The 12,186-nt window shown below is 44.9% G+C and carries 8 protein-coding genes; 4 read left to right on the forward strand and 4 right to left on the reverse strand.

Annotated features, from left to right (window positions below; translation table 11 throughout):
• The first annotated feature begins 137 nt into the window (after positions 1-137).
• Entirely contained in the window at positions 138-560 is a 423-nt protein-coding gene (locus J7623_RS04380; RefSeq protein ID WP_291917560.1) for a hypothetical protein, read from the forward strand.
• A 462-nt stretch (positions 561-1,022) separates the two neighbouring features.
• On the opposite strand, the gene J7623_RS04385 is transcribed toward J7623_RS04380, so the two are convergent.
• From J7623_RS04385 to pafA, 3 genes are all read right to left on the reverse strand, one after another.
• On the reverse strand, positions 1,023-1,670 hold the full coding sequence (locus tag J7623_RS04385) for a hypothetical protein (protein ID WP_291917563.1): 648 nt from the start codon (positions 1,668-1,670) through the stop codon (positions 1,023-1,025).
• 49 nt (positions 1,671-1,719) lie between these two features.
• Positions 1,720-2,499: an enoyl-CoA hydratase-related protein gene (locus tag J7623_RS04390; protein ID WP_291917566.1), complete on the reverse strand. Its 780-nt coding sequence runs from the start codon at positions 2,497-2,499 to the stop codon at positions 1,720-1,722.
• A 144-nt stretch (positions 2,500-2,643) separates the two neighbouring features.
• Positions 2,644-4,311: an alkaline phosphatase PafA gene (pafA, locus tag J7623_RS04395; RefSeq protein ID WP_291917568.1), complete on the reverse strand. Its 1,668-nt coding sequence runs from the start codon at positions 4,309-4,311 to the stop codon at positions 2,644-2,646.
• Positions 4,312-4,485: 174 nt separating this feature from the next.
• Here pafA and J7623_RS04400 point away from each other — a divergent pair, with 174 nt between their 5' ends.
• The 3 genes from J7623_RS04400 (at position 4,486) to J7623_RS04410 (ending at position 9,806) form a co-directional block, all read left to right on the forward strand.
• Entirely contained in the window at positions 4,486-5,727 is a 1,242-nt protein-coding gene (locus J7623_RS04400; RefSeq protein WP_291917571.1) for a pyridoxal phosphate-dependent aminotransferase family protein, read from the forward strand.
• A gap of 671 nt (positions 5,728-6,398) precedes the next feature.
• Entirely contained in the window at positions 6,399-7,472 is a 1,074-nt protein-coding gene (locus J7623_RS04405; RefSeq protein ID WP_291917573.1) for a PepSY-associated TM helix domain-containing protein, read from the forward strand.
• 6 nt (positions 7,473-7,478) lie between these two features.
• Positions 7,479-9,806 carry a TonB-dependent receptor gene (locus J7623_RS04410; RefSeq protein ID WP_291917577.1) on the forward strand — a complete coding sequence of 776 codons (2,328 nt, stop codon included), beginning with the start codon at positions 7,479-7,481 and terminating at the stop codon, positions 9,804-9,806.
• Between the two features lie 99 nt (positions 9,807-9,905).
• Here the strand turns inward: J7623_RS04410 and purL are convergent, their stop codons facing one another.
• Positions 9,906-12,134: a phosphoribosylformylglycinamidine synthase subunit PurL gene (gene purL, locus J7623_RS04415; protein ID WP_291917580.1), complete on the reverse strand. Its 2,229-nt coding sequence runs from the start codon at positions 12,132-12,134 to the stop codon at positions 9,906-9,908.
• Positions 12,135-12,186 lie beyond the last annotated feature (52 nt).

Genomic DNA, 12,186 nt, shown 5'->3' on the forward strand with positions numbered 1-12,186 from the left:
AGTACTTTTATTTGTGCCCAAATCCGGGGGCTTTACAACCTTTTAAATATTTTTTAACAATTCTTTGTGATTTAATCGTATCTTGCGTTAAGAATTTGTTATATAATATATCAAAAAGTTTGTACATTTGTGTTACAATGAAAGCGAAAACATACATATCACGCACTTTTTCATTGTCTTGCTTGTTAGCGGGCGCTTTGGCGTTTTTTGCTCTCAATGCGCTGGCAAATAATAGCTTTTTGCCCTCCGATAATAATAAAGACAAAACGAAAAAAACGGCCGATAGTCCTCATTTTGAGTTGACTACCGCCATTCCGAAGACGAGTTTAAGCCTGGATGCAGGCTACCGTTATTCCGGAACGTTCAGCTCTGCCTTTAAGTTTAATACCAATAATGTTGTTAATAACTACAATAATGTAATTAATCTGAAAGCGGTGAGTACCTACACCAAGGGCAATGTCACCTATGTGGTGCCTACCAATGTCCAGGTGCAGTCACAACCGCCAGGTAATATGAACTTCCAGAAGTTGCAGATCATTCTGCCACTCAAAAAGGGATAATAAATTCTACGTTTCTTCAATTACAATATGGGCCGGTTAATAACCGGCTCTTTTTTTGCCCTTATTTTCCGTTTTTTATATTTTTCGGGAGAAGTGACACGCACAGATATTACTTATGCCTCAATTTACCCCAATGGCCACTATACGCATTTAAAACCCTTTTTTACAGCGATCCGCCAAGAGAAGGGACACTTACACCCGAAGATATGAACCGGCGCTATTTGGCCTTCTTTTTCATTCATGTGAAGGAGAACAGCTTGGTTGGCAGCATTGGGTCAAAAAACGATTAAATCTTCCAAAAAAGACGGGAAAACCAATCTAACAATAACCGAATAGGGATACATCATACCTGCTTGGTCCGATATTTTTTCGGAAGATATCAAACCGGACAACGCACTCCTGGCATCCATTGATGCCCCGTTAAGCCTCCGAAAATTATCATATCTTCCGAAAAATCAACAATTACATATTTTTCAACTCCTCCTGGCTCACCTCTTTATATCCCGTTTTAGGCACATCGAAATAAGAAGCAGGAATTGGATATAAATCTATTTTGGTGGCAATCACCCTGGTTTTAGCACCTGTTTTAGTCAGGATTTCAAATTCCAGCGGTATCCCTTTCAGGTTCACAAAACGACGATTATATTGCCGGTTTTCCGGCACCAGGTCTACTGCGTAAAACACTTCAAATGTTTGCCCATCCGGCATAGTGCCTATTGCTCTTCTGCAGGTATACCCGGCGATGTCCTTTGTTTCCGCCTGGTCTTTGAATTGTATATTCTCATACTGCTTTAAATCCTTGTTGTACTGCTCTTTTCCGGCCCTGATCAGGTATTTGTTCCCATGCTGGTCAATCAGCGTGGTCATACTTTCTGTTTTGCTGTTAATGAGATAAGTATAGTGAACAATGTTAAAATTCATGTCTATTCTGCTCAGTGGTCCGCGCAGATATTGCGTAAAGGTGCTGCCTTCCAGCATAGCATCCATTTGCAACTGCTCCGGCGGCAACTCCATCTTGTATACAATTTTCGCGTCTGAAACTATGCGTTGCGCCAGTAATGAACCCGCACAGCAGGTCAGGATAAAAGTGAATAACAACCGGTAGAACATAGTGTGGTGTATTAGTTGAATGGTGGTATAGTTAAGGCGGATAAACTAACTACCAGGTAAACTTTTCTTTGTTTAAAAAAGCGGCGATACCGCGTTTACAGTCGTCATGCCCACGGGTAGCAGCATTCAATTCTGCAGCAAGCTGCAACCCATCCGTTAATGGTAAGTCCAACACTGTGCCAATCAATTTTTTGGTTACTTTCAGAGAGTTGGCCGAGGCGTCCTTACACAGGCTGCTGGCTATTTTAGCTACATAGGTACTTATTTCTGCTGCTGGTACTACCGCGGTAATCAGGCCATCGGAAGCGGCTTTTTCAGCGGTTACCAGTTTCCCGGTTAATAACAATTCCCTGGACCGCCCCTCCCCTATTTTCCTAACCAGGAAAACCGCTACCAGGGCGGGAATAAATCCAATCTTCACTTCTGAGTAACCCATTAAGGCCTCCGGTACGGCATAACTCAGGTCGCAGAGTGTTACCAGCCCGCAGCCTCCTGCTATGGCGTGTCCTTCCACCTGGGCAATTACAATCTTGTCAAGATGGTAGATCTCCCGGAATAGCTGCATCAATTCGCGGGAATCAGCGAGATTTTCATCGTAAGTATTTTTTTGCAGCTGTTGCAGGTATTCCAGGTCGGCACCTGCACAAAATGCTTCACCATTTCCTTTCAATACTACTACTTTGACTGCTTCGTCGGCTTCCGCAGCACGAAAAGCTTCCCTTAGCTCCTCTACCAGCTGACCATTCAGCGCATTGCGCTTCTCCGGCCGGTTCAGGGCAATGGTAGCCACACGCTCAGTAACTGAATATTCTAAAAAAGAAAATGCCATAAAGAAAGAATTACGAATTACGAATTACGAATTACGGACCTGTAAGGAGATCTGTAAGAAGATAATCATTCCGTCTTCCCACAACTCCGTAATTCGTAATTCGTAATTCGTAATTTTCCTTATGGCAATCTAAGCAAAAAAAATTTAATGGGTAATCTCTTGTATTACCTGCCCTACGTTACCACTGGGCATCTGAATACGTAATAATGCTGCCAGCGTTGGTGTAATGTCTGTCATACCAACAGTACGATTGGTTTTACCGGGTTGAATCCCCCATCCCATCCATACCAGCGGAATATGTGCATCATACGGATACCATAAACCGTGTGTGGTACCGGTTTTACCGCCGTCAATATAGCCAGGAGTCAATACCACCTGGATATCTCCGCTTCTTTTGGTATTAAATCCGTTATTCATCATTGTACGCATCGGCTCCGGTAAATTGGTGACCATCAGGTTTTCTACCGGGAAAGCTTTGGCAATAGCCGGCGATTTCAACAAACGGGCTATCATAAACTGCCGGATCTCATTTTCATTCTTGCCTGCTGCTGCAACCGCATCGTGATCCAGCCATAACTGGTAGTTATCAGATCCTTTCACAATGCCTTTCACGCCAAACTTAGCCGCCACCTGCTCGTTCAGATCTTTTACTGCTGCCTGCTCATCCCAGGTGCCACCAGGCAGTTTATTTTCTTCCAGGAAACCGGGTACGTGGGCCACGCCATGATCTGCGGTGATAAAGAAAAGATACTGGCCTTTACCCACGCGGGCGTCCAGGTATTTGAACAACGTGGCCAGGTCCTGATCCAGTCGCAGGTATGTATCTTCTACTTCTATAGAGTTAGGTCCAAACTGATGCCCCACGTAGTCTGTAGAAGAAAGGCTGATTGCCATAAAATCCGTTACATCTCCTTTGCCCATATCATAAGCTTCCATGGCCTTTTTAGCAAATTCCAGTGTCATAGTATTTCCAAATGGAGAAGCGGAAATAGCGGTATTGGAAATATCGGCGAGAGTATGTGGGAAAGCCGTATTGGTAGCGTTTTTATACCTGCCTTCATAAGGTTTTTCGTCGGCGGTGCTGAGGGTATAGGTGGAAACCGGGTACAGGGTAGTCCACGGTTTGCTCAGGTATTGCTTAGGATACTGTTGTTGGTTGAATTCCTGTGCCCATGCTGGTAATTCTTTCATATACCAGGTGCTGGTTACCCAGTTACCGGTGCTGCCATCGTACCAGAAAGCCGCATTGGCACTGTGACCAGCCGGCAGAATAGCGCCGCGGTCTTTAATAGCCACGCCTACTACTTTACTCTGGAAATTGTTGGATAAGCGGAGTTCATCGCCGATGGTGGTCACCAGCATGTTGCGCGGACTCATTTTACCGGCGGCAGAAGTACTGCCAACAGTAGTAACAGTGGTATCTTCAGCACAATATACCGTGCGACCCAACTCCGGACTATACCAGGAATTCCCGATAATACCATGAATGGCCGGCACAGAGCCGGTATACACGCAGGTATGGCCGCAGGCAGTAATAGTAGGGGTATAATTAATAAGGGTATTTTCACAGGAAAAACCTTCCTGTAACAGGCGTTTAAATCCACCGGCGCCATAGCGGTTACCATAGCGGTAAAGATAATCCCAGCGCATCTGATCTACCACTACGCCTACTACCAGCTTTGGTTTGGCAGACATTTTGGAAGATTTAGCAGCCGCGTGGTGGTTAAATGGTTTTGGTGAGGTTGCTTTTTGCGCATGTACCACTGAAGTGGAGAACAGCAGGACACCTGTCAGGAAATGTGTAAATTTCATTAGATTGTAAATATTTAAAAGTATCTGAAATACAACGAGATAAGGTGCTGTTTAGTAACAAATAAGTTGTTTGCAGCCAGATGCCAAATGTAAACCAAGATTACAAAAACTAATATTTTAATACCTTTGTGTCCATTTTAAATGGAATGAATTAACCATTACATAATATATCGTATGGATATTTTCGAGAAACTGCTGAAACATCTGGGCCCTATTGGGGAACATTCAGACAGAGCCCATGGCTATTTCGCATTTCCTAAACTGGAAGGAGAAATAGGTCCCCGCATGAAATTCCGGGGCAATGAAAAAATTGTGTGGAGCCTTAACAACTACCTGGGGTTAGCCAACCACCCGGAAGTACGGGCTACTGATGCGAAAGCCGCCGCTGATTACGGCATGGCGTCTCCCATGGGAGCGCGTATGATGAGTGGTAACACCAACTACCACGAGCAGCTGGAAAATGAATTGTCCGACTACATGGGCAAAGAAGCTACTACTTTATTAAACTATGGCTACCAGGGTATCATGAGTGCGATTGATGCTATAGTGGGCCGTAGAGATGTAATTGTATACGATGCAGAATGCCACGCCAGCATCCTGGATGGTTTACGCCTGCACCCGGGCAAACGTTATGTATTCAAGCATAACGACATGGAAGATTTCGACAAGCAGATGAAACGCGCTACTGAACTGGCTAAAACCCAGGGTGGTGGTATTCTCGTGGTAACAGAAGGCGTATTTGGTATGGCCGGAGACCAGGGTAAACTGAAAGAAATTGCTGCTTTTAAAGATAAATATGAATTCCGCCTGCTGGTAGATGATGCCCACGGCTTCGGTACCATGGGTAAAACCGGTGCCGGTACTGGTGAAGAGCAAGGTGTACAGGACAAGATTGACCTCCTGTTCAATACCTTCGCGAAATCCGGCGCGTCTATCGGTGCTTTCATCAGCGGTGAGAAAGCAATCATCAACTACCTGCGCTACAACATGCGCTCACAGATTTTCGCTAAATCTATTCCATTACCAATCGTTATCGGACACCTGAAACGTGTACAGCTGATGCGCCAGCATCCTGAAATGAAAGCGAAACTGTGGGATAATGTGAATAAACTGCAGAATGGTTTGAAAGAACGCGGTTTCAATATCGGCAGAACAAATTCCCCGGTAACTCCGATTTACCTGCAGGGCGATATTCCGGAAGCAACAGCGATGTGCCTCGATCTGCGTGAAAACTATAACATTTTCTGCTCTATCGTGGTATACCCGGTCATCCCTAAAGGACAAATCATTTACCGCCTGATCCCAACCGCTGCTCACAACGATGAGGATATTGAACTGACCCTCAAAGCGTTCAGCGAAACCAAGGCTAAACTGGATGAAAAAGTTTATCAGGTAGCCGAAATCCCGGTAGTATAACCGTCACTTTTTCAACATATTAAAAGCCTTCCTGCTCGTCAGGAAGGCTTTTCTATTTAAAACGGGAAAAGGCAGAGCAAAAGGTAGTAAAGGCAGCCAAATATTCAAAGGAACGTAAATAAGGAGCGAAAAATCTTTGCTGCTCATTCCTTTGAGGGAAAACAAAAGGGCTGATGTTAATCAGCCCTTACTTCAAATCGTTCTTTCACTAGGTGTAATTTTTCATTAAGATTTCATCAGGACATGGTAGAGAACAAATGGTTTTCATAGAAATTGGAATAACCAAGTGATTCCAAATATTTTATAAAATAGGTTTTATTTTAATTCAGTATTTCTTTTCATTGATGCTTATCAAAAATAGGTGAGATTTTAGCATTTTTTATAACACATCCGTTGGATTTTGTTAACGGGTTGTTAAAGATTAACACTGCGGTAATATATCACTCAAATGTAAAAAGGGCTCTTTTTTCCTAATCTGATTAAAAATTTTCCCTTTTGCGTAACAACTTCCCCCGCACTCCGTGATAACTTTGCGGCGGAAGCAAAACATATTCAGGCTTTTAACCGTCACGGCAGGTAAAAAGCAAAGCGGAATGCAACGTTTATAGCACATTCGTTGTTCCGCCAACTGGACATTATCAACTGATAAGGATTTATTAAACGGATTTGTATTGAAAATTCAATGGAGTAAGCAATTTTTCCGGGTACACCGGATCACCGGCCTGATAGCCGGTATCCTGCTATTGATGCTAAGCATCACCGGCAGCATGCTTGTTTTCAGTGATGAAATAGACCATGCACTCTACGCCGAAGCCTATCATGTTACACCCGGTACTACCCCAAAACCTCTGCAGGAGCTGATGCAGAACGCCCATAAATCGCTTTCCGGTAATCCTTATCTCCTCGTTATCCGGCTACCACAAGCCCCGGATGAAAGCATCGTGATGAGAGCGGAGTATACAGCCAACCACAAGGTATACATCTTCCTAAATCCATATACCGGTAAAATATTACAGCAATATACCAATACCGACCATTTTACGGGTTATGTGCTATACCTGCACTTCACCCTGCTGAATGGCAAAACAGGGGCTATTATCATACTTATAACAGGAATAGGGCTATTTCTTTCTGTATTAACCGGCCTGTTTATTTACCGGAACGCCGTGATAAAAGTGCTGACTTTCCGGGTAAAGCTGGAATGGCATAACCGTACCCGGCGCTGGCGCAACCTCCACCGCATCGTAGGTGTGTGGGCCTTGCTATTTAACCTCCTCATCTCCTTCACCGGCTTTATGATAGAACTAAAAGTGGTGGACAGCCAGAAAAATTCCAAAGCCGTGTTGACCTCCGCTCCTTTCTCCGGCGATTATGAACCCCTGCTGATAAAAGCACAGGCCAGCATACCCGGCTTCAAAATCATGGGGGTTCGTCCTCCCAAAAAAGCAGGAGACCCGATCCGGATACTGGGACATGCCCGGGAGTCTGCCTTCTTTGGCGAGTATGCTTCCTCTGTATTTATCAATGCCGACGGCACTGTTAAAAAAACGGTGAACTTCAGCAAAGCTTCCTTTGGAGATAAATTCAATGCATGCATAGCTCCACTCCATTTCGGCAACTACGGTGGCATCTTACTGAAAATCATCTATTCACTCCTTGCCTTAACGCCCGGCGTACTCTCCATTTCAGGTTTCCTGATCTGGTACCGCAGAAAATATATTATTAAAATACACAACAGGATATAGACAGATATGAAGAAGATTTTTGTTTTGGGGATGGTGTTTATAATGGCTACTTTACAATTAGCTGCACAAAGCATACAAGGCACTATAAAAGATACCGCACAAACAGCAGTTCCACTGCTGAGGATTTATCTTTCCGGCACACAAAAACACGCGGTAACCGGCGCCAATGGTCAGTTTACCATCAACGACGTAAAACCAGGTACTTATACTTTACTCGCAGCCGGCATTGGCTTCCAGACACTGGAACAAACCGTTACCGTAAAAGAAGGTACCAATTCCCTGCAGCTCACTATTCAACCTTCGGATGTGGGTCTCAACGAAGTAGTAGTCACCGCCAGCCGTAACAAGGAAACACTGGGTACCGTGCCTTCCTCGATTACGATTATTTCCGGGAAACAACTACGCGAACAAAGCGCCATCACTACAGACATCAACCAGTTGCTCAGCATGAATGTACCTGGTCTGACATTGGGTACCAATACTTCCACCAACAAAGGTCAAACCCTGCGTGGACGCGGCATGCTCATTATGATTGACGGTATTCCACAATCTACCCCGCTGCGCAACGGCGATAAAGACATGCGTAGTATAGACGTTTCCGTTATTGAAAGAGTAGAAGTAATTAAAGGGTCCACCGCCATTTACGGCAACGGCGCTGATGGTGGTATCGTTAACTTCATTACCATTAAAGCTAATCCTAACAAGCGTTTCAGCGGTACTACCGATGTGAGCAGCGCCGGTTCCCTCCTGCATCCCTCCAACACCATTGGTGGGCGCATCTCACAAAACTTTACCGGCAAACTCAACAAATTCGATTATGTAGCCAGCGGCGCCTATGAACAAACCGGCGTAGTAAAAGATGCGGATGGGATGGTTATAGCTCCTTTCCAGTCGCTCGCACAAAATAAAAACATCAACCTCTTCGCAAAACTCGGTTATGATATCAATGCCAGCAGTCGCATAGAAGTAATGTATAACTACTACCGTACCATGCAATACAGCAGCTACGTAGACTCTTCGACCGGCAAATTTGGAGAAGCCCCCATTATTGGCGTAAAAGGTAGTAATCCGGGCGACAGACAAGGTACTCCCTATAACCATAACGCCTATATTAATTATACCAACAAAGACATTTTCAAAAACACATCACTGAACGTAAACCTTTACTACCAAAGCTTTTATACCGTTTTTGAATATTCTGATTTCTATGCGCCCCCTGGCAACTCAGCGATTGTTTCCAAAAAAATGGGGGCAAGGGTAAACTTTAATACTGTATTCAATTTCCATCCCAATGTATTCGGTGATGTAACCTGGGGTGTGGACATCCTGAACGACAAAACCTCCCAGCCCCTCACTGATGGCCGTGGGTTTGTGCCGGAGATGAATATGAAGAACTATGCTCCATATGCACAGTTAAAAACCTATCTCTTTAAAGATTTCCTGGTAAAAGCAGGAGTACGGTATGAAAATATTTCCCTGAACATTCCTGATTATACCACCATTAAATTCGGCAACTATGCCGGCGGTGTATTTGTAAAAGGCGGCAACCTGCCTTATGAAGCGCTGGTATTTAATGCCGGCCTGCGTTATACGAAATTCCCGGTATTTAACCCATTCGTAAGTTATTCACAGAGCTTTTCACTGTATGACCTGGGCCGTACCCTGCGCCTGGCCAAAGCCGTATCTAACGGGGCTACCAGCATTAAAACGATTGAAACAGAAGCCATTATTACCAACAACTATGAAGCAGGTTTCAACAGTAACATTGGCAAATTCAACGCTTCCGGTGCTTATTTTATCAGTACTTCCAACCTGGGTACCAGTTTGAAAGATGTAAACGGGGTAGCTGTGCCGGAACGTGCTCCTGAAAGAGTGGAAGGCTTTGAATTAACGGCCGGTTACCAGTTCCTGTCAAAGTTGTCGGCCAATGCTTCCTACGCGCATGTGGAAGGCAAAAAAGATGTAAACGGTGTGCATACCTGGCTACCTACTACCCGTATTTCTCCGGATAAGATGACGGTGAATGTTAATTACACTCCGCTGAAACAATGGGACCTGGGTGTATACTATATCTACTCCGGCGTACGTAAACGCTTTGACGTTAATCCTACTACAAAGCAATATGATCTCGGTAACGGACCAGTCAGTGATTTCTCTCTCGTTAATTTGTATACCGCCTGGCGTTTCAATAAGGCCATGGCTATTCGTTTGGGTGTGGATAACCTGCTGAATGCCGACTACTACCCGGTAATGTCGCAAGGCAGGGTACGCACGGATTCTTATATTAAAGGCAGTGGTGCCAGGTTTAACATAGGATTTAAGTATTCATTTTAGGGAAGCATAAAGCTATAAAAGCGAATGACCTGAGCGAGTATTTAAACTCATACGCTCAGGTCATTCGCTTTTATAGCTTTATGCTTTCAGCTTTATGCTTTATGCTTTCTTCATAATTTCTTCAATAGCTGTATCGTAAGTATGTTTCCAGGTAGCTACGGTACCCCAGTCTTCACCATTTACTTTGATGTGACTGCCGGTAACAACCCCCAGTTTTTCATGACGAACAGAGTTATCTGAAGCGTCTACCAGGCTATGCATCAGCGCTTCGAACTTCTCTTTATCTTCCGGTCTAACGGTTACTACTACACGGCTCTGGCTTTCACCGAACAGGTAAGCATCTTTACGGAATTTATTGTTGGTTGTCAGTTCAAAGCCCAGGCCTTGTGGCATAGCGCTTTCCAGCAGGGTAATGAATAAACCGCCATCGCTTACATCATGTGCAGAGCGGATCAGTCCGGCTTTGTTCAGTTTAGCAATAGCCTTGTGCAGCTGCAGTTCTTCTTCGAGGTTGAAATGCGGTGCAGGGCTATATTCTATACCGATGATTTTGTGCAGGTATTCAGAGCTGCCGATGTCGTTGCGGCTACGGCCGATGAGATATACCAGGTGACCTTCTTCTTTGAAATCGAGGGTAATGCGTTGGTCCATGCTATCCAGGATACCCACCATACCGATGGTTGGGGTTGGATATACCGGTCCGTCTGGCGACTGATTGTAGAAGCTCACGTTACCACCGGTAACAGGTGTGTTGAACTTACGGCAGGCTTCACCCATACCTTGTACCGCGTGTACGAACTGGTAGTATACTTCCGGATCGTAAGGGTTACCGAAGTTCAGGCAGTTGGTGATAGCCACTGGTTCACCACCAGAGCAAACGATGTTACGGGCAGCTTCTGCTACCGCGATTTGTCCGCCTTTATGAGGATCAGCAAATACATAACGACCGTTACAGTCGGTTGTCATTGCCAATGCTTTTTTAGTTGGTTTTACAAGCACAACAGCCGCATCGCTTGGAGCATTTGTGCTGGCGTTAGCCGTACCTACCATGCTATCGTATTGGTTGTAGATCCAGCGTTTGGAAGCGATGTTAGGCAGTGCTACCATTCTTTCTGCTACAAACTGTGGGTTGTCTGTATCAGGAATATTCTGAATGTCGAATGCTTTTACTTTAGCGAAGTAAGCTGGTTCAGTGTAAGCGCGGTGATATTGGGGAGCGCCGCCACCCAGTACCAGGCTTTCAGCAGGAACGTCTGCTTCCAGCTCGCCGTTCATATAGAACTTCAGGTTTTTATCTTTGGTTACTTCACCGATTTGTACGCAGTGCAGATCCCATTTTTCGAAGATATCCAGTACTGCTTTTTCTTCACCCTTCTTTACTACGATCAGCATACGCTCCTGGCTTTCGCTCAGCAGCATTTCCCAGCCTTTCATATCTTTCTGGCGGGTAGGTACTTTATCTAACCAGATATGCATACCATGTTCACCTTTAGCGCTCATTTCCGCAGTAGAGCAGGTGATACCGGCAGCGCCCATATCCTGCATACCAACGATAGCGTTGGTTTTGATGATTTCCAGGCAGGCTTCCAGTAATTTCTTTTCCTGGAATGGATCACCTACCTGTACTGCTGGTAAGTCTTCCACGCTGTCTTCTGTGATATTGGCAGAAGCAAAGGAGGCGCCACCAATACCATCTTTTCCGGTAGCAGAACCTACAATGAAAACAGGGTTGCCTTCACCGTGGGAAGTAGCGGAAACAGTTTGACCTACTTTTACGATACCGGCGCTGAATGCGTTTACCAGAGGGTTGGTACCATAGCAGTCTTCGAAATATACTTCGCCACCTACGGTAGGAACGCCGAAGCAGTTACCATAGTGGCCAATACCATGCACCACACCTTTTACGAGGTGCTGGGTTTTCTTATCATTAATATTACCGAAGCGCAGGGAGTTCAGGGCAGCAATTGGTCTTGCGCCCATGGTGAAGATATCGCGGTGAATACCACCTACGCCTGTAGCAGCGCCCTGGAAAGGTTCGATAGCGGAAGGGTGGTTATGCGATTCAATTTTAAATACCACTGCATAGCCATCGCCAATATCTACCAGACCGGCATTTTCTTCACCTGCTTTTACCAGCAGTCTTTCTCCGTCGCGTGGCAGGGATTTCAGCCAAACGATTGAGTTTTTGTAGGAACAGTGCTCACTCCACATTACAGAATACATACTTAATTCTGTAAAGTTGGGGGTACGGCCTAAAATAGATATAATTCGTTCAAACTCGTCAGCGGTAAGTCCTAGCTGTTCAGCAATTTCTACGGTGGTTTGCATGTATTTAAGTATAAAAAACGAGTAATTTAAAAGAAGTCGCAAAAGTACATGA

The sequence above is a fragment of the Chitinophaga sp. genome (assembly GCF_017745275.1).
GTDB lineage: Bacteria > Bacteroidota > Bacteroidia > Chitinophagales > Chitinophagaceae > Chitinophaga.

What these genes read in the sequence shown, in the direction of transcription:
- J7623_RS04390 (WP_291917566.1), bottom strand. Translation starts at nt 2,499, where the DNA reads ATGGCATTTTCTTTTTTAGAATATTCAGTTACTGAGCGTGTGGCTACC.
- J7623_RS04410 (WP_291917577.1), top strand. Translation starts at nt 7,479, where the DNA reads ATGAAGAAGATTTTTGTTTTGGGGATGGTGTTTATAATGGCTACTTTA.
- J7623_RS04400 (WP_291917571.1), top strand. Translation starts at nt 4,486, where the DNA reads ATGGATATTTTCGAGAAACTGCTGAAACATCTGGGCCCTATTGGGGAA.
- pafA (WP_291917568.1), bottom strand. Translation starts at nt 4,311, where the DNA reads ATGAAATTTACACATTTCCTGACAGGTGTCCTGCTGTTCTCCACTTCA.
- purL (WP_291917580.1), bottom strand. Translation starts at nt 12,134, where the DNA reads ATGCAAACCACCGTAGAAATTGCTGAACAGCTAGGACTTACCGCTGAC.
- J7623_RS04385 (WP_291917563.1), bottom strand. Translation starts at nt 1,670, where the DNA reads ATGTTCTACCGGTTGTTATTCACTTTTATCCTGACCTGCTGTGCGGGT.
- J7623_RS04380 (WP_291917560.1), top strand. Translation starts at nt 138, where the DNA reads ATGAAAGCGAAAACATACATATCACGCACTTTTTCATTGTCTTGCTTG.